Source organism: Streptomyces sp. BR123 (assembly GCF_013401435.1).
Classification (GTDB): Bacteria; Actinomycetota; Actinomycetes; order Streptomycetales; family Streptomycetaceae; genus Streptomyces.
This window is the reverse complement of record NZ_JACBGN010000039.1, coordinates 13,292-38,783: the sequence shown is the minus strand read 5'-3', so window position 1 is coordinate 38,783 and position 25,492 is coordinate 13,292. Positions and strand designations below refer to the sequence as shown.

The following is a 25,492-nucleotide window of genomic DNA, read 5'->3' as shown; positions in this document are numbered from 1 at the left end:
TGTATAAGAGACAGGGGCGGGCGGGCCGGTGCGCTGGGACCCGACGGACCCGGTCCAGCGGCGCGCCCGCTACGCGCTGCTCGCCGGAATGTGGGGCTTCTTCTTCGGGATCTTCGGGATCCCGTCGGTCGGGCTGCTGCTCGGCGCGCTCGCCGTGTACTGGGGGATCAGCGGCCTGCGCGGCCGGCCTGCGCCGGCCCGGCCGGACTCGGCAGCCGCGGGGGCCCTGACGGGTGCCGCCGGACCCCTGCAGGGCGCCGCGGCCGGCGGCGCGGACCCGCAGCAGGCGGCCGGGGGCGGGCTCGCCGCCCTGGGGCCCGCGGCGGGCCCCCAGCGGGCGGCGGCGGTCAGCGGTCTGGTCACGGCCACACTGGCGATCCTGCTGGCGCTGGGCTCGTACGGGGTGCAGCTCGCGTACAAGGACTTCTACATCTGCCGCGACGACGCCCTGACGAAGAGGGCGGAGCTGCAGTGCAACACGCTGCTGCCGGACAACGCCCTCGGCGAGATCCTGAAGGTCCGCCCCTGAGCGGCCCCGGCGAAGTCGGCTGCGGTTCGGCATCTCCCCGAAGGGGAGCGGGGAACTGCGCGTCGGCCGCCACGGGCTCGCGGGCGACCGCCGGCCCGTCACGACACCTCCCGCGGAGCGCTTGCCCGGTCAGGCCGGGGGCCTGCGGCGGGCCAGCACCCGGGCGCCCGCCACGGACGGCACCGCGTCGGCCTGCGGGGTCGCGGCGGCGGCCGTGCCGCGGACCGGGACCGCGAGCCGGGCCAGGTCCGGCTGAAGCCCCGCCACGAGCGTGACCGGCCGGGGCCGTTTGGCCGTGCCGGGATCCCGATCGGGTGCCGGAGCGGCCGCCGGAGCGGCTGCCGGCGTGGGCCCGGGCGGGGGCGAGGGCGCGGGTGAGGGCAGCAGGGCGGGCGGCGCCGGGGTGCCGACGCCCACCGGGGTGGCGTCGGCCGGGGTGCCGTAGGCCGGGTTGCCGTCGGCCGTCTGGGCATCGGCCGCCGGGGCATCGACGCCCGCCCGAGTGCCGTCGGCCGGCGAGGCATCGACACCCGTAGGGGCATCGGCACTCGTCGGGGCATCGGCCGCCGCGAGCCGGGCGGACTCGGCAGGGCTCACCGGCCGGGCCGGGTCCCGGGGAAGGTCCGGGACCAGGGTGCCCGCGGCCTGCCGCAGCGTCTCCCAGCGGATCTCCCGCACGCCGTTCGCGTGCCATGCGTCGTCCTCCTCGGGCTCCGCCCGCCGGACCGGCCGCATCCGCCAGGCGTGCACCGAAATCGCCAGCGGCACCGCGGGCAGCAGCGTCCAGGCGAAGGCCGCCGCGCCGGTCGCCCACCACACCGGCCCGAAGTGCGCGAGTTCGCCCGAGCCCAGCGGGCCGCCCGAGGCCGCCGCCAGCCCGGCCGCCGCCAGCCCGCACGCCAGCGCCCCGAGCGCCGCCGTCAGGGCCGTCTCCCCGTACGAGACCTCGCGCGGCCGGCGTACCGCGAACCAGCCGACCACCAGGCCGGCCGCCACCGGAACCACCGCGGTCGCACAGGTCAGCAGGGTTCCCGGCCCCTGCGGCGGCAGCGCCGCCAGCAGCGGGAAGTCCGGCAGTGCGGGCGATCCTGCGAAGCCGAGCGGGGTGGCGCTCACGCCGCCGCCCAGGGAGAACCCGGGCCCGAGGGCGTAGGCGGCGCCCCACACCATCGCGTTCGGGAGCAGCGCGAGCGTGAGGAGCAGGACCGCGAACCGGCCCGACCACACGTCGGTCAGCGCCAGGAACCCGTCCTCGACCTCCGGGCCGTGCCAAGCCAGCGAGAGGCCGACCAGCAGCGCACCCCCTGCGGTCAGGGCGAGGGTCCCGGCCGCCCCGGCGCGCAGCGCGACCGCGTAGCGGGGGCGTGCGACGGCCCTGCGCACGGCCGCGGGGACGCGCGGCGGCAGCGGTCCGAACGGGCGGCCCTTGGCCGCCCACACCCCGGCGCCCGCGGCGAGCACCGCGACGAGCGGGACGTGCCAGGCGGCGCTGAGCGGGTCGGCGGGCATCGGGCCGTCGGCCGCGTAGACGGTGGCGAAGGAGCCGACGCAGAGGTATCCGCAGAGCACCGCGGAGAAGACGGCGCTCGCGGGCAGTCCGCCGCCCGGCCCGCCGCCGTGGCCGCCCCCGTTCCCGCCGCCGGCGTGGGCGCCGGTGCCCTCGGCCTCTGCGCCCGCGTCGCCGGAGGCGCTGCCGAGGCGGCCCGCACGGCGCATGAGGAGCGCCGGCAGCACGATGAGCAGCAGCGGGGTCACCCCTACGGGGGCGGGCACGCCCGACAGGGTGTCGTAGCGGACCAGTTCGGTGCCGTGGGCGAGGAGCCACAGGCCGGCGGCGAGGTGCAGGGCCCCGCCGGGACCGCTGTCGGGGTACGGGGAGCTGATCCACAGCACGATGACGAGCACGGCGAGGAAGCCGAGCCCCAGCCCGGCGGCAAGGGCGCCGCCCAGCACGCAGGCGGCGGCCTCGGGCGAGCGGCGGCGCCTCCGGGCCGCGGCGTGGCGGGGGCCGGGCCGCAACGGGGCCCGGCGTCCGGTCAATTGGGTCACTCGGCCATGGTGCACAACGACACGCGATATGTGCGGTTAATAGGCGAATGTCCGTTGTGTCGCTAAAGATATGACTATGTACTTTTTTGGCATCGCCGGGAGTGTGGCATGAGAGAAAGCGCCGAGGAGCCGGAGCACACCGGCCTCCTGACCCCGCTTCCCACGGACACCCCGTCAGACCGGGGTACCTCGGCCCGCGTTGCCGAACCGGACGCGGCTGCCGAGCCGGGCCCCCGCGAGGCGTTCGACGCGCTCTACCGGGCGGCCGCGCCCGGGCTCGTCCGGCAGGCCTATCTGCTGACCGGGCTCCGCTTCCTGACCCTGGAGGCCGTGGAGCGGGCGTTCCAGCAGGCCTGGGCGCGCTGGCCCGAGGTCGCCACCGATCCCGACCCGGCCGGGTGGGTGCGCGCGGCCGCGTACGAGTACGCCCTCTCTCCCTGGCACCGGTTCCGCCGCGGCATCCAGGAGATCCCCGATCCGGACCCGGACCCGGACCCGGACCCGGCCGGAGCCGACCCGGCCGCGGCCGACCCGGCCGACCGGATCCTGAGGGAGGCCCTGCTGGACCTGTCCCCGATCCACCGCCGCACCGTCCTGCTGTACCACGGCGCCGGCCTCGACCTCCCCGACACCGCCGCCGAGACCGAGGCCAGCACTCCCGCCGCCGGCATCCGCCTCCTGAACGCCCATGACGAGCTCGCCGCCCGCGTCCCCGAGCTGGCCGGCGCTCCGCCCGAGGAGCGGCTCACCCTGCTGGAGCAGCGGCTCGGCGCCCTGGAACCGCCCGTGCCGCTGGTGCCGCGCCCCCCGGCCGCCGTCCGCCGCGCCGCCGAGCACCGCACCCGGCGCTGGACCCAGGCGGTCGTCGGCGTGACCGCGGTGATCGCCGTCGCCACCTCCTACACCCTGGCGACCGCGCCCACCCGGTACGAGGCCCCGGTCCCGCCCGGCGTCAGCGTGTCCGGGGTGCCCCCGCTCAGCGGACCCCAGCAGCTCACCGAGGAGAACCAACAGCTCCACGACAAGCTGCGCGCCGACCCGGCCGCCGGGCCCGCCCGGCTCGCCCCGCGCACCGAGTGAGGCCCCGAAAAGGGCGTGGCCCGCACCCCTTCAGGGATGCGGGCCACGCCCGTACGCATGTCACCCGGACGGCGGCAGCGGTTACTTCGCGCCGTTCAGGATCTCGCGGGCCAGCTTCGCGGTCTCGGTCGGCGTCTTGCCGACCTTGACGCCGGCGGCCTCCAGGGCCTCCTTCTTGGCCTGCGCGGTGCCGGAGGAGCCGGAGACGATGGCGCCGGCGTGGCCCATGGTCTTGCCCTCGGGGGCGGTGAAGCCCGCGACGTAGCCGACGACCGGCTTGGTGACGTTCTTCGCGATGAAGTCCGCCGCACGCTCCTCGGCGTCGCCGCCGATCTCGCCGATCATGACGATCAGCTCGGTCTCCGGGTCGGCCTCGAAGGCCTCCAGGGCGTCGATGTGCGTGGTGCCGATGACCGGGTCGCCACCGATGCCGACGGCGGAGGTGAAGCCGATGTCACGCAGCTCGTACATCATCTGGTAGGTCAGCGTGCCGGACTTGGACACGAGACCGATCTTGCCGGGCTTGGTGATGTCGCCCGGGATGATGCCGGCGTTGGACTGGCCGGGGGTGATCAGACCCGGGCAGTTCGGGCCGATGATGCGGGTCTTGTTGCCCTTGGCGGTCGCGTACGCCCAGAAGGCGGCGGAGTCGTGGACCGCGATGCCCTCGGTGATGACGACGGCCAGCGGGATCTCGGCGTCGATGGCCTCGACGACGGCGGCCTTGGCGAAGGCCGGCGGGACGAAGAGGACGGAGACGTTGGCGCCCGTCTTCTCCATCGCCTCGGCGACCGAGCCGAAGACCGGGACCTCGGTGCCGTCGAAGTCGACGGTGGTGCCGGCCTTGCGCGGGTTCACGCCACCGACGATGTTCGTGCCGTCGGCGAGCATCAGCTTGGTGTGCTTCATGCCCGTGGCACCGGTCATGCCCTGGACGATGACCTTGCTGTCCTTGTTGAGGAAGATAGCCATGGTGAGTCTGTGACCTCGTCCCTTTACTTCGCAGCCGCAGCGAGCTCGGCGGCCTTGTCGGCCGCGCCGTCCATGGTGTCCACGCGCTGGACCAGCGGGTGGTTGGCGTCCGAGAGGATCTTGCGACCCAGCTCGGCGTTGTTGCCGTCGAGGCGGACGACGAGCGGCTTGGTGACCTCTTCGCCCTTGTCCTTGAGCAGCTGCAGGGCCTGGACGATGCCGTTGGCGACCTCGTCGCAGGCGGTGATGCCGCCGAAGACGTTGACGAAGACGGACTTGACGTCCGGGTCGCCGAGGATGATCTCGAGACCGTTGGCCATGACGGCCGCGGAGGCGCCACCGCCGATGTCCAGGAAGTTGGCGGGCTTGACGCCGCCGCCATTCTCGGACTGGTACGCCTCACCGGCGTAGGCGACGACGTCCAGGGTGCTCATGACGAGACCCGCGCCGTTGCCGATGATGCCGACCTCGCCGTCGAGCTTGACGTAGTTGAGGCCCTTCTCCTTGGCCGCGGCCTCCAGCGGGTTGGCGGCGGCCTTGTCCACGAGCTCCTCGTGGGACGGCTGGCGGAACTCGGCGTTCTCGTCCAGGGAGACCTTGCCGTCAAGGGCGATGACGTCGCCGGAGGCGACCTTCGCCAGCGGGTTGACCTCGACGAGGAGCGCGTCCTCGGCGACGAAGGTGTCCCACAGGGTCACCAGGACCTCGGCCACCTTCTCGGCGACGTCCTCGGGGAACTTCGCCAGCGCGACGATCTCGCGGGCCTTCTCGATGGAGACGCCCTCGTTGGCGTTGACCGGGACCTTGGCGAGCTTCTCGGGGGTCGTCGCGGCGACCTCTTCGATGTCCATGCCGCCGGCGACCGAGGCCATGGCCAGGAAGGTGCGGTTGGTGCGGTCCAGAAGGTAGGAGACGTAGTACTCCTCGACGATCTCCGGAGCGGTCTCCGCGATCATCACCTTGTGGACCGTGTGGCCCTTGATGTCCATGCCCAGGATGTCCGTCGCGCGGGCGACGGCCTCGTCCGGGGTGGCGGCCAGCTTGACGCCGCCGGCCTTGCCGCGGCCACCGACCTTCACCTGCGCCTTGACGACAGACTTGCCGCCCAGCCGCTCGGTGGCCTCGCGAGCCGCCTCAGGCGTGTCGATCACTTCACCGGCCAGCACCGGTACACCGTGCTTGGCGAAGAGGTCCCTCGCCTGGTACTCGAACAGGTCCACGCGCGTCCGTCCCTTGTCTTCAAAGATTCGCAGTAATTCGCGGTTGTCTGCGTGGGCGTGCCGCGGAGGGCAACGTGACGGCGCTGTCACAGGGGATGCGCACACGGTGACCGTGGACGCGGCATGTCCGTCTCGCAGGTTATCCCCGGGACACCTGCCTCCCTAAATCGCAGATCACACCTGAGCGGTGATACCTGTCACAGATCCGCTCAGGCCACGGCCCCGCATTCGTGCGATCCGCCGGTGTCCACCCGGCCCCGTCAGGGCACCGGCAGGGGCCTCTTCCCCAGTGCCGCCGCCATGACGTCCGGGAAGAGGTCGGGGGTGCAGGCGAAGGCCGGGACGCCCAAGGCAGCCAGGGCCGCGGCGTGCTCCCGGTCGTAGGCGGGGGCGCCCTCGTCGGACAGGGCCAGCAGGGCCACGAACTCGGTCCCCGCCGCCTTCATCGCCGCGACCCGCCGAAGCATCTCGTTGCGTATGCCGCCCTCGTAGAGATCACTGATCAGGACGACGACCGTGTCGGCAGGTCGGGTGATCTTCGACTGGCAGTAGGCGAGGGCCCGGTTGACGTCGGTGCCGCCGCCGAGCTGGGTCCCGAACAGGACGTCCACCGGGTCGTCGAGCTGATCCGTCAGGTCGACGACGGCGGTGTCGAAGACGACGAGCCGGGTCGCGATCGAACGCATCGAGGCCAGCACCGCCCCGAAGACGGAGGCGTAGACGACGGAGGCCGCCATCGAGCCCGACTGGTCGATGCAGAGGACCACCTCCTTCTTCACCGACCGGGCCGCGCGACCGTACCCGATCAGCCGCTCGGGGACGACGGTGCGGTACTCGGGCAGGTAGTTCTTCAGGTTCGCCCGGATGGTCCGGTTCCAGTCGATGTCGGCGTGCCGGGGCCTGCCGGTCCGCGCGGACCGGTCGAGGGCGCCGGCGACGGTGGCCCTGGTCCGCGCGGCCAGCTTCCGCTCCAGCTGCCCGACGACCTTGCGGACCACCGCCCGGGCCGTCTCCCGGGTCGTCTCGGGCATCGCCTCGTTGAGGGAGAGCAGGGTGCCGACGAGGTGCACGTCCGGTTCGACGGCCTCCAGCATCTCCGGCTCCAGCAGCAGCGCGGACAGGCCGAGCCGCTCGATGGCATCGCGCTGCATGACCTGGACGACCGGGCCGGGGAAGTACGCGCGGATGTCGCCGAGCCAGCGCGCCACGGAGGGCGCGGAGCCGCCGAGCCCGGCGGACCGCTCCCCGCCGGCCGCCCGGCGCGAGCCGCCGCCCGCCCCGCCGCCGTAGAGCGCGCCGAGCGCCGCGTCCATCCCGGCGTCCCGGCCGGTCAGGGTGCACCCGGTGCCGTCCGCCTCTCCCCCGCCGAGCACCAGGCGCCACCGCCGCAGTCGCTCCGCCTCCCCCGCCCCGCCGTCCACCGCCACCGCGTTCCCCGTCCCGCTCATCCGTGCGTCCCCTTCATGTCCTCTTCATGTCCTCGTCGTCGGCGGCGCCCCGCCCCCGGCCCTCCGCGCCCGGTCCCGTCCGGCCGCCGCACCGCCCCGCGTCCCGCTCGTCCGCTCGCCCCGTCGGCCGTCCCCCGGCGCCCTCCGCCGCGGCTCCCCCCGCGCCCGGCGCACGCCCGGACCGTGCACGGCATCGCCGCACCGGCACCGGAGTCGGCCCCGGCCCCGCGCCCCGTCGTCACCGGGGGTTCCGGGTACGGGTCGGCGTCTCCGCCCGTTCCGGGCGGGCCGGCCGCGGCGTGCGTCACGGCCCTGCGGCCGCGACTCCGGCTCCCGCGCCGGCTCCCGCGCCGGTTGCCGCGCCGGTTGCCGCGAGGAGGCGGAGGACGAGGTCCACGACGGCGTCCGCGCGGGCCGGGTCCAGCTCGGGGGCGAAGCCCTCGGGGGCCGCGCCCGGGCCGGCGGGCCCCCGCCGGGACCCCGGCCCGCGGCGGGCCAGTTCGCCGAGGGTCCGGCGGACACCCGGCTCGTACGCCCCGAAGGTCCGCCGCAGCAGCGGCAGCACGCCCGTGAACGCCTCCGCGGGCACCGAGACCAGCCAGGCGTCGATCAGCCCGAGCAGCCGGTCGTCGTGGACCAGCAGCGTGCCGCCGCCCGCGCCGCCCCCGGCGAAGCCGTCGATCCAGCCGGCCGCGTCGGCCGGGGCGGCCGCCGGCGACAGGGCGAGCCCCATCAGCCGCGCCGTCTCCTCGGCCGGCAGCCGGCCCTCGTCGAGCAGCAGCCGGGCCGCCCGCCCGCGTATCAGCCCGGGGACCGGCTCGCGGCCGGCCAGCGTCCCGAGCACCGCCGACCAGCGCTCGCGCAGGCCGTCGTCCTCCAGCAGCCCGACCGCCCCGTGCACCGCGTCCACATGGTCTCGCAGCTCCGCCGCCGCGTCCGCGTCCAGGCCGGCGGCGCAGGCCGGCGGCAGCGCCACGCAGATCCGCTCCGCGAGCCCGCGCGCCACCGCGCCCAGCGCCGAGGCGTCGGTGCCCCGGACGTCCCCGTACCGCAGCGAGCGCGCCAGGGCCGGCAGGGCCTTGGCCAGCCGCGCCGCGTCCGTGTCCAGCGCGGCGAGGTCGGCGAGGGCCCGCAGGACCGCGGGCAGCGCCTCGGACAGCCCCGCCAGCAGGCAGCGCTCGGCCAGCGCCGTGACCTCGCCGAGCTCCGCCGCCGCGGCCGCGTCCGCCTCCGCCTTGGCGGTGGCCGCCGCGAGGACGGTGGTGCCCCAGACCCCGGCCTCGGCCACCCGCACCGACAGCTCCGGCTCCCAGCGCAGCCGCCAGGTCTCCCGGAAGGTGCCCGTGCCGGCCCGGGAGGCGGTGGGCCTGCCCCAGCCGATGCCGAGCAGCCGGAGCCGGTGCAGCAGCAGGGACCGGGCCGCGTCGGTGTCCTTGCGCAGGTCGAGTTCCAGCTCGCGCTCGGGAGCCTCGGCCTTGAGGCGCAGTGAGCGCTGCTGCCGGGTCAGGTCCCGTTGGAGCGGCACGGCGGGCGCGCCGTCCGGGACCCGGCCGAGCACGTCCCCGACGACCAGGCGGTCCTTGACGAGCGCGAGCGGCACGTCGGACCCGTCGCACATCACGGCGCGGACCGCCTCCAGGGTCTCGGCCAGCCCGGGCAGCGGCCGCCCGCGGACCGCGGCCAGGGTCTCCGCGAGCCGGACCGCCTCGATGACGTGCGCCGTGGAGACCTGCCGGTCCTCCTCGCGGAGCAGTCCGGCCACCTTGGTCAGCCAGCGTTCGACCGGCCGGTCCCGCGCGGCGAAGAGGTGCGCGTACCAGCCCGGGGAGGCGATGCCCGCCCCGTACCCACCGGCGCGGGCGAGCCGCCGGTGCGTCCAGGGCACCCAGGTCGTCTCCACCTTGGTCCTGGGCAGTCCGGTCAGCAGCTTCCTGTCGGCCGTCGCCGTGGTCCCGGTGCGCAGCGCCGGGACGTGCCAGGCGCCGCACACCACGGCGTAGGAGTCGCCGAATTCCCGGCGGGCGGCCCGCATCCGCTGCCGCATGTGGGCCTCGCGCACCAGGTCGCGGGGGTCCTCGCGGTCGGCGTACGTCTCCCGCAGTGCGGCCATGGCCTCGCCGAGCGCCTCGAACGCGGCCGCCGGGTCCCGCGGAGCCGCCCCCGGGTCCGTGCCGCGGTGTTCGACGACGTCCTCCCACCAGCGCTCGGGGTCGTCGTACCCGGCGGCCTCGGCCAGTGCGGCGAGCGGGTCGGGCCGTACCGTGCCGGGCGCGCCCGCAGCGGCCCCTTCCTCCTCCCCTACTCCCTCTTCTCCCTCCGCCTCCGGCCGTCGGGCCAGGGTGTGTGCGGCGGGCAGGTCGATGAAGCGGACCGGAACCGGGTCGGGCTGCTGCTGGGCCCAGCGGATGGCCGCCCACTCCGGGGAGAACTCGGCCAGCGGCCAGAACGCGGCCCGGCCCGGGTCGTCGGCGGCGTGCGCGAGGAGCGCCACGGGCGGCTGCATCGCGGGGTCGGCGGCGAGCGGGAGCAGTGCGTCGCCCTCCGGCGGCCCCTCGATCAGGACGGCCGCCGGGCGGGCCGCGTCCAGGGCGGCCCGGACGGCGCGGGCCGAGCCGGGCCCGTGGTGGCGCACGCCCAGCAGCAGCGGCCCCCGCGCGGGCGCCGCCGGGCTCATGCCGTCACCTCCCGGCAGGCGCGGTAGAAGTCCTTCCAGCCGTCCCGCTCGCGCACCACGGCCTCCAGGTACTCCTGCCAGACCACCCGGTCGGCGGCCGGGTCGCGGACGACGGCGCCGAGGATCCCGGCGGCCACGTCGGACGGGCGCAGCACGCCGTCCCCGAAGTGGGCGGCCAGTGCCAGGCCGTGGGTGACGACCGAGATGGCCTCGGCGGTGGACAGGGTGCCGCTGGGCGACTTGACCTTCGTGCGGCCGTCGTCGGTGACGCCGTCGCGCAGCTCGCGGAAGACGGTGACGACACGGCGGATCTCCTCCAGCCCCTCGGGCAGGGCCGGCAGGTCGAGGGAGCGGCCCAGCTGGTCGACGCGACGGGCGACGATGTCGACCTCGGCGTCGGTGGAGGCGGGCAGCGGCAGCACGACGGTGTTGAAGCGGCGGCGCAGCGCGCTGGACAGCTCGTTGACGCCGCGGTCGCGGTCGTTGGCGGTGGCGATGAGGTTGAAGCCGCGGACGGCCTGCACCTCCTGGCCGAGCTCCGGTATCGGCAGCGTCTTCTCGGACAGGATGGTGATGAGGGTGTCCTGGACGTCCGCCGGGATGCGGGTGAGCTCCTCGACGCGGGCGGTCGACCCCTCGGCCATGGCCCGCATGACCGGGCTCGGCACGAGTGCCTCGCGGCTGGGCCCGTGGGCGAGGAGGCGGGCGTAGTCCCAGCCGTAGCGGATGGCCTCCTCCGGGGTGCCGGCGGTGCCTTGGACGAGCAGGGTGGAGTCCCCGCTGACGGCGGCGGCGAGGTGCTCGGAGACCCAGGTCTTGGCGGTGCCGGGGACACCGAGCAGCAGCAGGGCGCGGTCGGTGGCGAGGGTGGTGACGGCGACCTCGACGATGCGGCGCGGGCCGACGTACTTGGGTGTGATGACGGTGCCGTCGTCGAGCGTGCCGCCCAGCAGGTAGGTGGCGACGGCCCACGGGGAGAGCTTCCAGCGGGCCGGGCGCGGCCGGTCGTCAGCGGCGGCCAGGGCTTTCAGTTCGTGTGCGAAGGCGTCCTCGGCGTGCGGTCGCAGCGCCTCGGCGCCGGTGCCGTTCCCCTGTGTGGTCATGGTCCCCCTCCGATGCTCGGCAGCCGCTCCCGGCTGCTGTTGTCCACGGTGCACCACGCCACTGACAACCGGCCTTGCTCATAACGTCGTTGCAGGTCAGAGCGATTGTCAGTGGGGGTCCCTACGGTGGTTGCCATGACCGATTCGCAGGTCCGCTGGACAGCGGAACAGGTACTGGCCCTGGCTCCTGACGATGCGTCACGCAAGGCCGGGGCCAAGCTGGGCGGAGCGGGCCCCTGGTCCGAGACCGGAGGTTCCGCTTCCGGTGCGGTGTGGGGGTTGTGCAAGGGCAGCGGCGCCACGCCGTACCGGACGGTCGTGGACCTCGCCGGCCCCGCCTACAAGTGCTCCTGCCCGAGCCGGAAGTTCCCGTGCAAGCACGCGCTGGGACTGCTGCTCCTGTGGGCCGCCGAAGGATTCGGCGAGCCCGCCGAGGCGCCGGGGTGGGCCGGCTCCTGGCTGGCCGGGAGGGCCGCGAGGGCCGCCCGCCCGGCGGCCGCGGCCGCCGGACCGGCCGACCCCGGGGCGGCGCGCCGCCGGGCCGAACGGAGGGCGGCCCGGATCGGCGCCGGGGTCGCGGAGCTGGAGCAGCGGCTCGCCGACCTGGTCCGCGGCGGACTCGCCGGCCAGGAGCAGTCCGGATACGCACCCTGGGAGGAGACCGCGGCCCGCATGGTCGACGCCCAGGCGCCCGGACTGGCAGCGCGCGTGAGGGAGTTGGGGACGATACCCGGTTGCGGCCCCGGCTGGCCCGCCCGGATGCTGGAGGAGGGCGCGCTGCTGCACCTGCTGAACCGGGGCTGGCTCGGTGCGGCAGGCCTGCCGGAGCCGCTCGCCGCGACGGTACGGAGCCGGGTGGGGCTCCCGAACGCCGCCGCGGAGGGGGAGGCCGTACGGGACCGCTGGCTGGTGCTGTCCCAGTACGACTCGGTGTCGCCGGACGGCCGGCTCACCACCCGCCGGATATGGCTGCGCGGGCTGGAGAGCGGGCGCCCGGCCCTGGTCCTGGACTTCGGGCCGCCCGGGCGGCCGCCGGCGCTCGCGCTGCCGGTCGGCCTGGCGGTGGAGGCGGAAGCACGCTTCCGTCCCGGCTCGGCGGGGCTGCGGGCGGACCTCGGGGAGAGGTCGGCCCCGGCCGCGCCGTGCGACCGGGTCCCGGCCGGGATCGGCACCGGGGCGGCACTGGAGGCGTACGGGGCTGCGCTGCGGGAGGACCCGTGGCTGGAGTCGTGGCCGGTGGTGCTGGGCCCCGTGGTCCCGATACCGGGAGAGCTCGGCTGGCAGCTGGCCGATGCGGAGGGCCCCGGCGCCCTGCCGGTCCCGCGGTCCGGTGCGGGCAGCCGGTCCCGGTCGGGCCTGTGGCAGCTGGCGGCACTGTCCGGCGGGGGGCCGCTGACGGTGTTCGGCGAGTGCGGGCACCGCGGATTCACCCCCCTGACGGCCTGGCAGCCGGGCTGCCCGGAGCCGGTGGCGCTGGTCTGACGGACCGGGCCGCGGCCGGCACGGGGCCGGGGGGACGAGGGACGGGCGGCGCGGGGGCGCCGACCGAGGAGGGGCGCACGGACGCGGGGGCGTCCGCGTGAACGAGAGAGAAGCCGGGGGGCTTGCCATGAACGACAACCACGCCAGCTGAAGGGCCGGGCACGGGGAAAAACAGCGGCTCCGGTACCGCGGAGGGGGCGGGACCGGAGCACGGAACAGCACCGAGAGGGAGGGACCCGATGGCCACCACGGCCGAGTACACGGGGTGCGGGGAGTGGGAGGAGCTGGTCGGCGCCGCACTGCTGGGCACCGAGCGGCGGCAGGGCGATCCGGCGGCGCTGCTCGACGCGGCGGCCGTGCAGACCGTACGCCGCCGCGCCGGGCTTCGGCCCGCCGAGGCGGGCCCGCGGCCCCTGCCGGCTCCGGCCGACCCGCGGCCGGAGCCGCCCGGACCGGCCCGGCGCCGGCTCGCCCGGCTGCTCGCCGGGCGGACCGGCACGGGCAGCGGCAGCGGGCGGCGGGGGGCCGCCCCGGATCTGACCGAACTGCTGCCGCAGTGGCTGTCGGCCGCCGGACGGCACGGCTACCGGGCGCCGGCGGCACTGCTTCCGGCCCTGCTCGACGCCGCCCGGGCGCGTACGGACCTGCGCCCGCAGGCCGTGGCCCTCGCCGGACCGCGCGGCCTGTGGCTCGCCCGGCTCAACCCGGACTGGCGGTTCGCCCTGCGCGGCGGGGCGGCCGGTGGAGCACTGCCCGACCTTGAGGACGGGGCCGGGGTGGAGCAGCTGTGGCAGGAAGGGCTGTTCGCGGAGCGGGTCGCGCTGCTCGGGGCGGTACGGGCCCACGAGCCGGCCGCGGCCGTACGGCTGCTGTCCGGAACCTGGACCACCGAGCGGGCCGAGGACCGGCTGATGTTCCTCGATTCACTGCGGGTCGGGCTGTCGGAGCAGGACGAGCCCTTCCTGGAGGCGGCCCTGGGCGACCGGAGCCGCAACGTCCGGGCGACGGCGGCCGAACTCCTGTCCGCACTGCCCGGCTCGGCGCTGGCCGGGCGGATGGCACGGCGGGCCGTGGCCTGCGTGGGACCGCAGGGCGTGGTCCCGCCGGCCGAATGCGACGCGGGGATGCTGCGCGACGGGGTGGCGAAACGGCCCCCCGCCGGGCGCGGGGAGCGGGCCTGGTGGCTCGGCCAGCTCGTGGAGGCGGCGCCGCTGTCCTGCTGGAGGGAACGGTTCGGGGGGCTCGACCCGGAGCGGATCGTGGCACTGCCGATGGCCGACGGCGAGAGCTGGCGGGAGGAACTGCACGCGGCGTGGTGCCGGGCGGCCGTGCGGCAGCGGGACGCGGAATGGTCCCGGGCCCTGCTCGGCGCGGCGTCCGCGCCGCCCGCGACCGCGCCGGGGACTGCGTCGCTCGCGGAGCGGGCCAAACTGCTGTCGGTCCTGCCGGACGGAGAACGGGCCGACTGGGTCGCACGGTTCATCCGGGCGCACGGGCTGTCGGAGGCGTTCCAGCTCCTCGGCGTGTGCGTGGTGCCGTGGGCGGGGGCGCTCGGCCGGGCCGTGGTCGACGCGCTGGACGCGGCGCGGGAGGCGGGCAGCTACCCGTGGAGCTTCAGCGGGGTGATGGGGCTGGCCGAGCGGTGCCTGGATCCTGCGGAGGCCGGCCGGCTGGAGGCGCTCACCACCGCCGCGGAGTACCCCGAGGACGGGGCTGCCGGGGCGGCGGCTTACTGGGCCGAGGCGTTCCAGCGGCTCGTCGCCACCCTGCGGCTGCGGGCCGCCATGCTCGCCGAGCTGGATCCGGCCCCACCCGCCTGACGGTCCCCGCCGCGTGGCTCGCGCCGTGCCCGGGCGCCGCCCCGCACCCCGGCGCCTCGCACGCCGGCGGGGTTTGCCCGGGCTCCGGCGGGGATGGAATCGCCGGACGGCGGCGCCGGATCCGGGCGCGAGCCGCGGGGCGCGAGCCGCGGGGCGCGAGGTGCGGGGCAGTCGTGCCTGGGTGGCGCCTCGCACGCCGGCGGGGCTGGATTCGCACCGGCGCTACGGGGTTGGCCCCGGCGCACTGGTTCGCGCCGGCGGGGCCGGGTTCGGCGGGGCCGGGTCGTCAGTGGCGGATGTTGTCGCGGACCCAGTCGACGATGGAGGTCGTCGTGGCGCCCGGGGTGAAGATTTCGGCCACGCCCTTCTCCTTGAGGGGGGCGATGTCGTCCTCCGGGATGATGCCGCCGCCGAACACTTTGATGTCCTCGGCCTCGCGCTCCTTGAGGAGTTCCAGGACGCGGACGAACAGCGTGTTGTGCGCGCCCGACAGGATCGACAGGCCGATCGCGTCGGCGTCCTCCTGGATCGCGGTGTCCACGATCTGCTCGGGGGTCTGGTGCAGGCCCGTGTAGATGACCTCCATGCCGGCGTCCCGCAGGGCGCGGGCGATCACCTTCGCGCCGCGGTCGTGGCCGTCGAGACCCGGCTTGGCCACCACCACACGGATCGGACCGGTCACACCCATCGCACTGCCTCCCGAGTGAACGAACGTTAAGCACAGCATCGCGCACGCCGCCGTTTCACGGTCAAGCACGAGGGGGAAATCACACGTGGGACGGCGTGATTCACCGCCAGGAGCCGCACCGCACCGGATCGCCGCGCCACCGTACCGACAGCCGCACGGCACGGCGGCGCGGCCGACCGCAGTCCCGTTCACGGTCATGGGGAGGCCAGGGAGGCCGTCGATGGGGCTGTCCATACCCGCATACGGATCAGCGCCGGTCTCGGGGGCCGCGCTGCGGGCCGGGGTGCTCGAAGCCATCCTGTTCGGCGCCCATCTGCTGCACTACCCGACCGGAGTCCGGCAGGAGCGGCCTTCGGGCGAGGATTCGCCCTCCGGGCCCCGGCCGCCCGTGCTCCTGCTGCACGGATTCAGCGACAACCGGTCCGTCTTCGTCCTGCTGCGCCGCGCCCTCACCGCCGGCGGCGGTCGGCGGGTGGAGGCGTACAACTACTCGCCGCTCACCCTCGATCTGCGGGTCGCCGCCCGCAGCCTGGCCCGGCGGGTCGAGGAGTTCTGCGAGCGCACCGGCCGGGACCGCATCGACCTGGTCGGCCACAGCCTGGGCGGGCTCGTGGGCCGGTACTACGTCCAGCGCCTCGGCGGCGATGCCCGCGTCGGCACCCTCGTCACGCTCGGCACGCCGCATTCCGGCACGCGGATCGCGCCCTTCATGGACGCGCACCCCCTCGTCCGCCAGATCCGCCCGGCCTCCGCGGTCATCGCCGAGCTGCGCGCACCCGCGCCCGGCTGCCGTACCCGATGCGTGGCGTTCTGGACCGAGTTCGACGAGTTGATGGACCCGCCAGGGACGGCGCGCATCGAACACTCGGACCTGCGCGCCGAGAACATCCAGGTCATGGGTATCGGGCATCTCGCACTGGCGGCCCATCCGGCCGTCGCGGCAGCCGTCCTGCGCGCCCTCGACGGGCCCGGTCCGGCGGCCGTCGAACCCCCTGGGGACACCGCCTCCGTCGCGTGAACACCCACCGGACCGGAGTCGAACGAATTTCGAACTCAAGGCCAAGGCTGGGCATGAAGGCGACCGAAACACGGCCGAATGCCCGGTTCCGCTCAGCTTGGAGCCCGCCGAAGATTGTCGTGGCCAGTGACCGCCGGGTACAGTCACGCCACTGCTCTCCCCAGGGAACCCCCCATTCCCTGGCCACCCAGGCCCCCACTGCCGAGGCGAAAGAGAAGTTGGTGAACGACCGCCCCTCGTCGGGCCTGTATCCCGAGTCCGGGTACGACGGCCTTTCCACCACCACCTTCGGCGGCGATTCGCCCTACGCTTCCTACGAAACGCAGGGCCAGGGGTACGCCTACACCTCGTACGGCGCGTACGACACCGGCTCGTACGACACCACCGCCTGGGCTCCGCAGCCGAGTTACCCCCAGGACGGCTACCTGCCGACCGTCCCGGCCCAGGGCGCCCCCGCGGACACCGCCACGGGCACGGGCCAGTGGGACACGGCAGCCTGGACGGCACAGACCCCGGACTACCAGTCCACCGCCGCCGCGTTCGGCTACGAGCAGACCGGCCAGTGGGCGGTGCCGGGCTACGGCACCACCGGCGCCGAGACGGGCTCGTACGACGCCACCGCCTGGAACACGGTCCCGCAGGACCAGCAGCAGACCCAGACGTTCTCGTTCGACTTCGAGCAGCAGCAGGCACAGGCACAGGCACAGGCACAGCAGCAGCCTCAGACGCAGCAGGCGTACGAATACCAGGAGCCTGCCGCCGACGCCGCCGACGCGTACACCGAGACGGCCGTCTTCGAGGCCCTCGGCGACGACGCCGCCGAGACCGCCTCGGACGCGGACCACGATGACCTGGACCTCGACCTGGGCTTGGACCTGGACCTGGACCCCGACGGGGAGTCGGACCTCGGCGTCCTCGCCGGCCAGGTGCACGACATGCCCACCCAGGCCATGCCCATCACCCCGGCGGCTTCCCCGGCCGGCCCGCCGTCCGGGTCGCGCGCCTCGCGCCGCGCCGGCGCCAAGGCCCCGCACACCTCCGGCAACAGCCGCCGCCGCACCCCGGCGAAGCGTTCCGCCCTGCTGACGGTGGCCGTTCCCTCGGCCTGCGTGATGGGCATCGCCGGTGTCGCGGCCGCCTCCGTCGGCGGCCTCACCGGCAGCCAGAAGCCCGCCGAGGAGACCACGACGGTGGCCGCGCCCGACCCGGCGTCGGTCAAGCCCGTGGCCGCCAACAGCAAGCTCGACACCCAGCTGGAGGCGCTCAGCGCCGACGCGGGCGACTTCGCGGACCGCGCGAGCCGCACGCAGGAGCGCATCGACCTGCGCCAGCGCCAGGACGAGGAGCGCAAGCGGAAGCTGGCCGAAGAGGCGGCCAAGGAAGCGGCCCGCCCCAAGTTCGCGGTCCCCGTGGCGCAGCGCGGCCTGAGCGCCAGCTTCGGCCAGGCCGGCGGCATGTGGATGTCCGTGCACACCGGCATCGACTTCCCGGTCGGCTACGGCACGCCGGTCATGGCGGCCACCGACGGGACCGTGCGCACCCAGTGGAACAGCGCCTACGGCAACATGGCGATAGTGACGTCCCCCGACGGCACCGAGACCTGGTACTGCCACCTGGGCAGCACCAAGATCCGGTCCGGCAAGGTCAAGGCCGGCGACGTCATCGCGTACTCGGGCAACTCGGGCAACTCCACCGGCCCGCACCTCCACTTCGAGGTCCGGCCCGGCGGCGGGTCCGCGATCGACCCCGCGGCCTGGCTGCGCAGCCACGGCCTCAACCCGAACTGAGCCCCGGGCCGACCGGCGCCCTGAGCAGCCGCACGGCTCCGTACGCACGCCCCGCACGCCCCGCACGCACGTCGGGCCCCGCGGGTCTGGCACCCGCGGGGCCTGACGCCCGCTACAGCTTCTGCACCGGCGCGTAGCGCAGCAGCAGCCGCTTCGGCTTGCCGTCCCCGAAGTCGATGGTCGCCTGCGCGTCCGACCCGGCCCCCGTGACCTGCAGGACCGTGCCCAGCCCGAACTGGTCGTGGGTGACCCGGTCCCCGATCGCCAGCGCCGCGACCGGCTTGTCGGCGGCCCGGCGCGTCGCGAACCCGGACGGCCCCGACCGCGTACGGGAGGAGGACAGGAAGGCCTCCGGGGAGGTGCCGAACGAGGCCTTGCCCGACCCGTAGCCGGAGCCCGATCCCGAACCCCGCAACGGGCCGGCCGGCTTCTGCGCTGCGCCCGTGCGCTTCCACTCCAGGTACTGCGTCGGGATCTCCTCCAGGAACCGCGACGGCGGGTTGTACGAGGGCGTGCCCCAGGCGCTGCGCATCGAGGAGCGGGTCAGGTACAGGCGCTCGCGGGCCCGCGTGATGCCGACGTAGGCCAGGCGCCGCTCCTCCTCCAGCTCCTTGGTCTGGCCGAGTGCCCGCATGTGCGGGAAGACGCCGTCCTCCATGCCGGTGAGGAAGACCACCGGGAACTCCAGGCCCTTGGCGGTGTGCAGGGTCATCAGGGTGATGACGCCCGTGCCTTCTGTGTCCTCGTCGGGGATCTGGTCGGAGTCGGCGACGAGCGCGACCTGCTCCAGGAACTCGGCGAGGGTGCCCGGATTGTCCGCCCCGCGCGCCTGCTCGAATTCCAGCGCGACCGCCGCGAGTTCCTGGAGGTTCTCGATCCGCGTCTCGTCCTGAGGGTCGGTCGACGCCTGGAGTTCGGCGAGGTAGCCGGTGCGTTCCAGCACCGCCTCCAGCACCACCGCCGGGCCCGCGCCGGACTCGGCGATCGTGCGCAGTTCCTCCATGAGCACGTTGAACCGCTTCACCGCGTTGGTGGAGCGGGCGGCCATCCCGTACGCCTCGTCCACGCGCCGCAGCGCCTGCGGGAAGGTGATCTTCTCGCGCAGGGCGAGCGCGTCGACCATTGCCTCCGCCCGCTCGCCGATGCCGCGCTTGGGCACGTTCAGGATCCGGCGCAGCGGGACGTTGTCCTCCGGGTTCGCGAGGACGCGCAGGTACGCGAGGACGTCGCGGACCTCCTTGCGCTCGTAGAAGCGGACTCCGCCGACGACCTTGTAGGGCAGGCCGACGCGGATGAAGACCTCCTCGAACACACGCGACTGGGCGTTGGTCCGGTAGAAGATCGCGACGTCCCCCGCCTTCGCCCGGCCGGCATCGGTGAGGCGGTCGATCTCGTCGGCGACGAACTGGGCCTCGTCGTGCTCGGTGTCGGCGACGTAGCCGGTGATCACGGCGCCGGAGCCGGCGTCGGTCCACAGGTTCTTGGCGCGGCGGTTCTCGTTGCGCTCGATGACCGCGTTGGCGGCGGACAGGATGGTCTGGGTGGAGCGGTAGTTCTGCTCCAGCAGGATCGTCGTCGCGTCCTTGTAGTCCTCCTCGAACCGGAGGATGTTGCGGATCGTCGCACCGCGGAAGGCGTAGATCGACTGGTCGGCGTCGCCCACCACGCACAGCTCGGCCGGCGGCAGGTCCGGGTAGCCGGGGCCGACCAGCTCGCGCACCAGCGTGTACTGGGCGTGGTTGGTGTCCTGGTACTCGTCGACGAGGACGTGCCGGAAGCGCCGCCGGTAGTGCTCGGCGACGTCCGGGAACGCCTGGAGCAGGTGGACGGTGGTCATGATGATGTCGTCGAAATCGAGCGCGTTGGCCTCGCGCAGCCGCCCCTGGTACAGGGCGTACGCCTGCGCCAGGGTCTTCTCGAAGCCGTCGGCGGCCTGCGCGGCGAAGGTGTCCTCGTCGACGAGCTCGTTCTTCAGGTTCGAGATCTTGGCGTTGAAGGACTTGGGCGGGAACTTCTTCGGGTCCAGGTCCAGGTCGCGGCAGACGAGCGCCATCAGGCGCTTGGAGTCGGCGGCGTCGTAGATCGAGAAGGACGAGGTGAAGCCGAGCCTCTTGGACTCGCGGCGCAGGATGCGCACGCACGCGCTGTGGAAGGTCGACACCCACATGGCGCCGGCGCGCGGGCCCACCAGGTTCTCGACGCGCTCCTTCATCTCGGCGGCGGCCTTGTTGGTGAAGGTGATCGCCAGGATCTGGCCGGGGTGGACGCCGCGGGCGGCCAGCAGGTGGCCGATGCGGTGGGTCAGCACGCGGGTCTTGCCCGAGCCGGCGCCGGCCACGATCAGCAGCGGGGAGTCCGCGTGCACCACGGCCGCGCGCTGCTGCTCGTTCAGTCCGTCCAGGAGCGCCGCCGGGTCGATGACCGGCTTCGGCGTGCCGTCGCGGTAGTAGGCGTCACCGCTCATGGGCGCGTCGAAGCGGCCCTCGAAGAGGTCGTCCGCGCCCGGCTCCGGGGCGCGCTCGTCCTCGTACTCCTCGGGCGGCGGCGGGACCTCGTCGGAGGGGGTGAGGTCCGCCAGGAAGCTGTCGTCAAAGAGGCTGCTCATCGCCTTCCGAGTCTAGGGGCCCGCAAGGACACCCGGGGCCGGGTCCGGCCACCCGGGATCGGGACCCCGGCCGCCGTCCGGGGGCCCGGGGAAGAGCCGACCCGCTTCCGGGGCCGGACAGGGGCCCCCGTACGCTCGACCGCATGGACGTACTCATCAACGCCTTCGTCGGCCTGCACATCATCGGAATCGCCTCGCTCCTCGGCGGCTTCCTGACCCAGATGAAGGCGATGAGCGCAGGTACCGCCCGCTTCGTGCCCGCGATGCTGCACGGCGCCCTGACGATGCTGGTCACCGGCGTCCTGCTGGTCGGCTTCCGCGAGATGGACGGCGGCAGCGTCAACAACATCAAGATCGGCGTGAAACTCGCCGTCCTCTTCGTGATCCTCGCCCTCGTCTACGTCAAGCGCGACGAGGAGCAGGTCGACAAGGCGCTCTTCGGCGCGGTCGGCGGCCTGACCGTGGTCAACATCTTCATCGCCACCCTCTGGACCTGATCCGAAGGGGACACCTCCGGATCACGAACGGGGCATTTGCGTTCATCTCGTCATCCGGCCGTTACCCGGCGGTCTAGCGTCCTTCTCCGAGCCCCGACGGAGGAAGGACGTGAGGCCCTCGTGGCCAGTCATCGAAAGCCCCGGCAGCGCCCGCTTCGCGGCGGCACCGTACGCACCGCCGCCACCCTCGCCCTCGCGGGCGCTGCCACCGCCACCGCCTTCGAAGGCACCTCCCAGGCCGACCCGCAGCGGGCGCCCTCCGGGATCAAGGCGGAGGTCGACCGGCTCTACGAGCAGGCGGAGGCCGCCACCGAGCGGTACAACGGGGCGAAGGAGAAGGCCGAGGAGGCCCAGCGCGCACTGAACGAGCTGCGCGACGAGACCGCCCGCCGGACCGACCGGCTCAATGCCGCCCGCCGGGCCCTGGGCTCCCTGGCCGCCGGCCAGTACCGCAGCGGCGGCCTCGACCCGGCCGTGCAGCTGGCGATGGCCGACGACCCGCAGGACTACCTGGCCCGGGCCGCGCTCCTGACCCGGGCGGGCGACCGCAGCGCCGCCGACATCGCCTCCGTACGCCGGCAGCTCGACGAGGTCGGCGCACTGCGCGACCGGGCAGCCGGGCACCTCGCCGAGCTGCGCACCGGGCAGGCCGAGCTCGCCGCGCAGAAGTCCGTCGCCGAGGAGAAGCTCGACGAGGCCAAGCGGCTGCTGGCCCGGCTCACGGCCGAGGAGCGGGCCGCGTACGAGGCACCGGCCGGCGGGGCGGCCCCGGCGGACGCACGCACCCCGGCCCCCTCGCCCCCGTCGGACGGCAGCCGCGCCGCCCGGGCCGTCGCCTTCGCGCGCGGGGCGATCGGCAAGCCGTACGTCTGGGGGGCGACGGGTCCGGGCGGCTACGACTGCTCCGGCCTGACCCAGGCCGCGTACCGCTCGGCGGGACTGTCCCTCCCCCGCACCACCTACACCCAGATCAACGCCGGCCGGCGGGTGTCCCGCGATGACCTGGCCCCCGGCGACCTGGTGTTCTTCTACCCCGGGGTCACCCACGTCGGCCTGTACATCGGCAACGGGCAGATGATCCACGCCCCCCGCCCGGGCTCGACGGTCCGCGTCGCCCCCGTCGGCTCCATGCCCTGGGCCGGCGCGACCCGCCCGGCGTGACCGCCGCGGTCTTCCGCTACGGCGTCTTGACCTGGGTGCTCAGCCAGGCGAAGGCCTGGGGCAGCTGCCTCGACCACGTTTCGAGGTTGTGGCCGCCGACGACCTTCTCCGCGTGCACCACGGTGGGGCTCTTCGCGAGTGCCTTGAGGTCCGTGCCGGACAGGTAGCCGTCATGCTCGGCCCCCGACATCCACAGCGAGACCGCCGGCGGGGTGGGTGCGGCCTGGAGCACCGCCTTCAGGTTGTGGGTGCGGCGCAGCTCCGGGTCCTGGGCGACCAGCGAGGACGGCTCCTGGCCGGGGTCGTTGTAGCCCGACAGGGAGACAGCGGCGCTGTAGCGGTCGGGGTGGGCGATCGCCAGCTTGGCGGCGCAGTACGCGCCGGCCGAGTAACCGGCGACGCCCCACGTGCGGGGCTCGTCCGTGGTCCGGAAGTTGTCGAGGACCATCTTGCGGACGTCGACGCTGAACCAGCTGTCGGCGTTGACCTTGCCGGGGAGGTTGGCGCAGCCGGTGTCGGCGTTCCCCAGCAGCATGGCGCGCGGCGAGACGAGGATGAACGGCGCCACCTTGCCGCTCTTCATCAGCGGCTCCAGCACCTCGTGCGCCTTGAGCCCCTGGAACCAGGACTTGCCGGTCCCGGGTATGCCCGGGATCAGCTCGACGACGGGGAACTTCTTGTCCTTGAAGGCCGGGTCGTCGTACTGCGGCGGCAACCACACCATGACGTCGCCCTTGACCCCGGAGATCTTGCCGTCGAGCTCGGTCTTCTTGACCCGGCCGCCGAGGCCGTCGACCGGCTGCCACTCCTGGAGCACCTTCGGCGCACCCTCGATCTTCTTGCCGCCGAGGCCGTCCGGACCGAGGTCGTTGGCGGCCTGCACGTAGTCGCTCGTGCCGAGCAGGTCGCCCCAGCTGGTGTAGAAGTTCAGCTCCCGGTTGACCGTGATGAACACCACGGCGATGGCGGTGACCTGGGCGAAGACCATCATCAGCGCGCGGGTGAGGATCCGTACGGCGGCCGGGCCGCGCACCTTGCTCCACACGGCCAGCGGCAGGACGACGGCGAGCGCCGTCAGGGCGATCGCCGTCGCGAAGAGGGGGGTACCGGTCAAGCTCATCACGCCAGCCTAGAGGGCCGCGCGCAGTGCCCGGGTTCCGCGCCACCCCTGCGGCCTGCGTCACAGACCAGGCGGAACGCCTCAGACGAGGCGTCGGGCGGTCGCCCAGCGGGTCAGCTCGTGCCGGTTGGACAGCTGGAGCTTGCGCAGGACCGCCGAGACGTGGGACTCGACCGTCTTCACCGAGATGAACAGCTGCTTGGCGATCTCCTTGTACGCGTACCCGCGCGCGATCAGCCGCAGCACCTCGCGCTCGCGCTGGGTCAGGCGGTCCAGGTCCTCGTCGACCGGCGGGGCGTCGGTGGACGCGAAGGCGTCCAGGACGAAGCCCGCGAGCCGGGGCGAGAACACGGCGTCGCCGTCCTGCACCCGGAAGACCGAGTCCACCAGGTCGCTGCCCGTGATGGTCTTCGTCACGTAGCCGCGCGCGCCGCCGCGAATGACGCCGATGACGTCCTCGGCCGCGTCCGAGACCGACAGGGCCAGGAAGCGCACCGGGTGCTCGGCCGCCGCCATCAGCGGAGCGCAGCGCCGCAGCACCTCGACCCCGCCGCCGCCGGGCAGGTGCACGTCGAGGAGGACCACCTCGGGCCGGGTGGCGGTGATGACGGTGACGGCCTGGTCGACGTCGGCGGCCTCGCCGACGACCTCGACGCCGGTGCGGCCGGTGTCCCCGATCTCGGCCTGCACGCCCGCGCGGAACATCCGGTGGTCGTCGACGAGGACCACCCGCACGCGGCGGTCCGCCGCGCCGTCCTGCCCGTGCACCTGTCCCTGTGGCTGCGCGCCTGCGCTCTGACCGCTACGGCCGTTCTGCCCGTTCTGCCCGTTCATGCCGCCTTCGCCGCCCTCTCCATCTCCAGCTCGACTTCCGTGCCGCCGTCGGGTGCGGACCGCAGCCGTGCGGTCCCGCCGTTGCGCTGCATCCGGCCGATGATCGATTCTCGTACGCCCATGCGGTCGTCCGGTACCGCGTCGATGTCGAAGCCCGGCCCCCGGTCCCGGACGGACACGAACACGCGCTCCCCCTCCACCTCGGCGTAGACCTGCACCGGGCCTCCGTCGCCACCGTACTTGGCGGCGTTGACCATCGCCTCGCGCGCGGCCTGCATCTGCGCGCCCAGCTTCTCGTCGAGGGGGCAGTCGCCGACCACGACGACCTCGATGGGCACGCCGTGGTGGTCCTCCACCTCGGCGGCGGCCTTCTTCACGGCCTCCGCGAGGGTGGTCGGCTCCTCGGCCTCGTCCTTGCCGGTGCCCTCGGGCTTGTACAGCCAGTTGCGCAGCTCCCGCTCCTGCGCGCGGGCGAGGCGGCGCACCTCGCCGACGTCCTCCGCGTTGCGCTGGATCAGGGTGAGGGTGTGCAGCACGGAGTCGTGGACGTGGGCGGCGACCTCGGCGCGCTCCTGGGCGCGGATGCGCATCAGGCGCTCCTCGGAGAGGTCCTGGGTCATCCGGATCAGCCAGGGGCCGGCGAGCAGCGCGATGCCGACGAGGACGGCGAGGGCGGCGGTGAGCACGTTGCCCAACTGGGCGGCCGAGCCGCGGACGACGATGAAGACGGTGAGGCCGACGCCGACGAGGACGACGCCGGCGAGGCTGCGGGCCAGGTGCAGCATCCGGGCGTTGCGGCCGGCGGCGGCCCCCCAGTGCGCCCGCCGGGCGTTGTCGGCCTGCCGCCAGACGAGGACCACGCCGGCGCCGACGAGCAGGGTCGGCCACGCGTACCGGCCGGAGGCGCCGTCGTCCTGGACCTTGGCGATGAAGATGCCCGTGCCCACGCACAGCGCGATGAGCGCGCCGACCTGGCCCTTGTCGGGCCGGCGCAGGCGCCCGCAGCCGTCGGTGAGGCTGTCGAAGAAGGAGCGGTGCGCGGTGCGCCCGCCGACGCCGAGCGGTACGAAGACCCAGAACGCCGCGTACAGCAGGACGCCGAGCCCGTCACCCCACAGGAACAGGCCGAGGAACGCGAGCCGGACCCAGACCACGGGGAGCCCGAGGTGCCCGGCCAGGCCGCGCGCCACACCGCCGAGCATCCGGCCGTCGGCGCTGCGGTAGAGCCTGCGCTGCGGTGCTTCGTCGGGCTCGGGGGCGTGCGGGGTGCGCGGGGCGGCGGAAACGGGCATGTCACCGATGGTCACACGCGCGCGGGGCGCCCGGCATCAGGGCAGCCCCCCAGATGTGACCGGGGGATATCAGGGTTGTGCCAGGGTCAGGCCCGATGCCGGCGGCTCCGACG

General features: G+C 74.4%; 19 protein-coding genes. 8 read left to right on the top strand and 11 right to left on the bottom strand.

The genetic code is table 11. The features are described 5' to 3' along the window. The first annotated feature begins 28 nt into the window (after positions 1-28). Entirely contained in the window at positions 29-529 is a 501-nt protein-coding gene (locus HYE82_RS09510; protein WP_179173512.1) for a hypothetical protein, read from the top strand. A 129-nt stretch (positions 530-658) separates the two neighbouring features. On the opposite strand, the gene HYE82_RS38900 is transcribed toward HYE82_RS09510, so the two are convergent. Then, the gene (locus tag HYE82_RS38900; RefSeq protein ID WP_179173511.1) at positions 659-2,578 is read right to left on the bottom strand and encodes a DUF6350 family protein; all 1,920 of its coding nucleotides are present in this window, start codon (positions 2,576-2,578) and stop codon (positions 659-661) included. Between the two features lie 108 nt (positions 2,579-2,686). On the opposite strand from HYE82_RS38900, the gene HYE82_RS09500 reads away from it, so the two are divergent. Beyond that, on the top strand, positions 2,687-3,658 hold the full coding sequence (locus tag HYE82_RS09500) for a hypothetical protein (protein WP_179173510.1): 972 nt from the start codon (positions 2,687-2,689) through the stop codon (positions 3,656-3,658). 81 nt (positions 3,659-3,739) lie between these two features. On the opposite strand, the gene sucD is transcribed toward HYE82_RS09500, so the two are convergent. From sucD to HYE82_RS09475, 5 genes are all read right to left on the bottom strand, one after another. After that, a complete protein-coding gene (gene sucD, locus HYE82_RS09495) occupies positions 3,740-4,630 on the bottom strand; it encodes a succinate--CoA ligase subunit alpha (protein ID WP_179173509.1) in 891 nt (296 codons plus the stop codon). Between the two features lie 23 nt (positions 4,631-4,653). Then, positions 4,654-5,850: an ADP-forming succinate--CoA ligase subunit beta gene (gene sucC / locus HYE82_RS09490; RefSeq protein ID WP_179173508.1), complete on the bottom strand. Its 1,197-nt coding sequence runs from the start codon at positions 5,848-5,850 to the stop codon at positions 4,654-4,656. 260 nt (positions 5,851-6,110) lie between these two features. After that, positions 6,111-7,298, bottom strand: coding sequence for a VWA domain-containing protein (locus HYE82_RS09485; RefSeq protein ID WP_179173507.1), 1,188 nt, complete (start codon positions 7,296-7,298; stop codon positions 6,111-6,113). Positions 7,299-7,602: 304 nt separating this feature from the next. After that, positions 7,603-9,972: a DUF5682 family protein gene (locus HYE82_RS09480; protein ID WP_179173506.1), complete on the bottom strand. Its 2,370-nt coding sequence runs from the start codon at positions 9,970-9,972 to the stop codon at positions 7,603-7,605. Continuing rightward, positions 9,969-11,075, bottom strand: coding sequence for an AAA family ATPase (locus tag HYE82_RS09475; RefSeq protein ID WP_179173505.1), 1,107 nt, complete (start codon positions 11,073-11,075; stop codon positions 9,969-9,971). Before HYE82_RS09475 ends, HYE82_RS09480 begins: the two co-directional genes overlap by 4 nt. Positions 11,076-11,210: 135 nt before the next feature. Between HYE82_RS09475 and HYE82_RS09470 the strand changes: the two genes are divergently transcribed. Both HYE82_RS09470 and HYE82_RS09465 read left to right on the top strand, forming a co-directional pair. Next, positions 11,211-12,557, top strand: a complete 1,347-nt coding sequence (locus HYE82_RS09470; RefSeq protein WP_179173504.1) for an SWIM zinc finger family protein — start codon at positions 11,211-11,213, stop codon at positions 12,555-12,557. A 239-nt stretch (positions 12,558-12,796) separates the two neighbouring features. Continuing rightward, positions 12,797-14,377 carry a DUF5691 domain-containing protein gene (locus HYE82_RS09465; RefSeq protein WP_179173503.1) on the top strand — a complete coding sequence of 527 codons (1,581 nt, stop codon included), beginning with the start codon at positions 12,797-12,799 and terminating at the stop codon, positions 14,375-14,377. A 286-nt stretch (positions 14,378-14,663) separates the two neighbouring features. Here the strand turns inward: HYE82_RS09465 and HYE82_RS09460 are convergent, their stop codons facing one another. After that, positions 14,664-15,065, bottom strand: a complete 402-nt coding sequence (locus HYE82_RS09460) for a cobalamin B12-binding domain-containing protein (RefSeq protein ID WP_179173502.1) — start codon at positions 15,063-15,065, stop codon at positions 14,664-14,666. Between the two features lie 220 nt (positions 15,066-15,285). Between HYE82_RS09460 and HYE82_RS09455 the strand changes: the two genes are divergently transcribed. After that, a complete protein-coding gene (locus HYE82_RS09455; RefSeq protein ID WP_256987034.1) occupies positions 15,286-16,083 on the top strand; it encodes a triacylglycerol lipase in 798 nt (265 codons plus the stop codon). A 221-nt stretch (positions 16,084-16,304) separates the two neighbouring features. After that, entirely contained in the window at positions 16,305-17,870 is a 1,566-nt protein-coding gene (locus tag HYE82_RS09450; RefSeq protein ID WP_309144249.1) for a M23 family metallopeptidase, read from the top strand. A gap of 112 nt (positions 17,871-17,982) precedes the next feature. On the opposite strand, the gene pcrA is transcribed toward HYE82_RS09450, so the two are convergent. Continuing rightward, complete coding sequence (gene pcrA / locus HYE82_RS09445) at positions 17,983-20,475, bottom strand: DNA helicase PcrA (RefSeq protein ID WP_179173499.1); 2,493 nt, start codon at positions 20,473-20,475, stop codon at positions 17,983-17,985. 143 nt (positions 20,476-20,618) lie between these two features. On the opposite strand from pcrA, the gene HYE82_RS09440 reads away from it, so the two are divergent. Then, positions 20,619-20,972 (top strand): hypothetical protein, encoded by a 354-nt coding sequence (locus HYE82_RS09440; RefSeq protein WP_179173498.1) that lies wholly within the window; start codon positions 20,619-20,621, stop codon positions 20,970-20,972. A 120-nt stretch (positions 20,973-21,092) separates the two neighbouring features. Then, positions 21,093-22,133, top strand: a complete 1,041-nt coding sequence (locus HYE82_RS09435) for a C40 family peptidase (RefSeq protein ID WP_179173497.1) — start codon at positions 21,093-21,095, stop codon at positions 22,131-22,133. Positions 22,134-22,149: 16 nt separating this feature from the next. On the opposite strand, the gene HYE82_RS09430 is transcribed toward HYE82_RS09435, so the two are convergent. The 3 genes from HYE82_RS09430 to HYE82_RS09420 form a co-directional block, all read right to left on the bottom strand. Next, positions 22,150-23,253 carry an esterase family protein gene (locus HYE82_RS09430; RefSeq protein ID WP_179173496.1) on the bottom strand — a complete coding sequence of 368 codons (1,104 nt, stop codon included), beginning with the start codon at positions 23,251-23,253 and terminating at the stop codon, positions 22,150-22,152. Positions 23,254-23,334: 81 nt separating this feature from the next. Beyond that, positions 23,335-24,087 carry a response regulator transcription factor gene (locus tag HYE82_RS09425; RefSeq protein ID WP_218782427.1) on the bottom strand — a complete coding sequence of 251 codons (753 nt, stop codon included), beginning with the start codon at positions 24,085-24,087 and terminating at the stop codon, positions 23,335-23,337. Beyond that, on the bottom strand, positions 24,084-25,379 hold the full coding sequence (locus HYE82_RS09420) for an ATP-binding protein (protein ID WP_179173495.1): 1,296 nt from the start codon (positions 25,377-25,379) through the stop codon (positions 24,084-24,086). The genes HYE82_RS09425 and HYE82_RS09420 overlap by 4 nt, the downstream gene beginning before the upstream one ends. Positions 25,380-25,492: the final 113 nt, after the last annotated feature.

Excerpts from the sequence above, each read along its gene's own strand:
- HYE82_RS09500 (WP_179173510.1), top strand. The coding sequence starts at position 2,687 with ATGAGAGAAAGCGCCGAGGAGCCGGAGCACACCGGCCTCCTGACCCCG.
- sucD (WP_179173509.1), bottom strand. The coding sequence starts at position 4,630 with ATGGCTATCTTCCTCAACAAGGACAGCAAGGTCATCGTCCAGGGCATG.
- HYE82_RS09485 (WP_179173507.1), bottom strand. The coding sequence starts at position 7,298 with ATGAGCGGGACGGGGAACGCGGTGGCGGTGGACGGCGGGGCGGGGGAG.
- HYE82_RS09480 (WP_179173506.1), bottom strand. The coding sequence starts at position 9,972 with ATGAGCCCGGCGGCGCCCGCGCGGGGGCCGCTGCTGCTGGGCGTGCGC.
- HYE82_RS09475 (WP_179173505.1), bottom strand. The coding sequence starts at position 11,075 with ATGACCACACAGGGGAACGGCACCGGCGCCGAGGCGCTGCGACCGCAC.
- HYE82_RS09470 (WP_179173504.1), top strand. The coding sequence starts at position 11,211 with ATGACCGATTCGCAGGTCCGCTGGACAGCGGAACAGGTACTGGCCCTG.
- HYE82_RS09465 (WP_179173503.1), top strand. The coding sequence starts at position 12,797 with ATGGCCACCACGGCCGAGTACACGGGGTGCGGGGAGTGGGAGGAGCTG.
- HYE82_RS09460 (WP_179173502.1), bottom strand. The coding sequence starts at position 15,065 with ATGGGTGTGACCGGTCCGATCCGTGTGGTGGTGGCCAAGCCGGGTCTC.
- HYE82_RS09455 (WP_256987034.1), top strand. The coding sequence starts at position 15,286 with ATGGGGCTGTCCATACCCGCATACGGATCAGCGCCGGTCTCGGGGGCC.
- pcrA (WP_179173499.1), bottom strand. The coding sequence starts at position 20,475 with ATGAGCAGCCTCTTTGACGACAGCTTCCTGGCGGACCTCACCCCCTCC.
- HYE82_RS09440 (WP_179173498.1), top strand. The coding sequence starts at position 20,619 with ATGGACGTACTCATCAACGCCTTCGTCGGCCTGCACATCATCGGAATC.
- HYE82_RS09430 (WP_179173496.1), bottom strand. The coding sequence starts at position 23,253 with ATGAGCTTGACCGGTACCCCCCTCTTCGCGACGGCGATCGCCCTGACG.
- HYE82_RS09425 (WP_218782427.1), bottom strand. The coding sequence starts at position 24,087 with ATGAACGGGCAGAACGGGCAGAACGGCCGTAGCGGTCAGAGCGCAGGC.
- HYE82_RS09420 (WP_179173495.1), bottom strand. The coding sequence starts at position 25,379 with ATGCCCGTTTCCGCCGCCCCGCGCACCCCGCACGCCCCCGAGCCCGAC.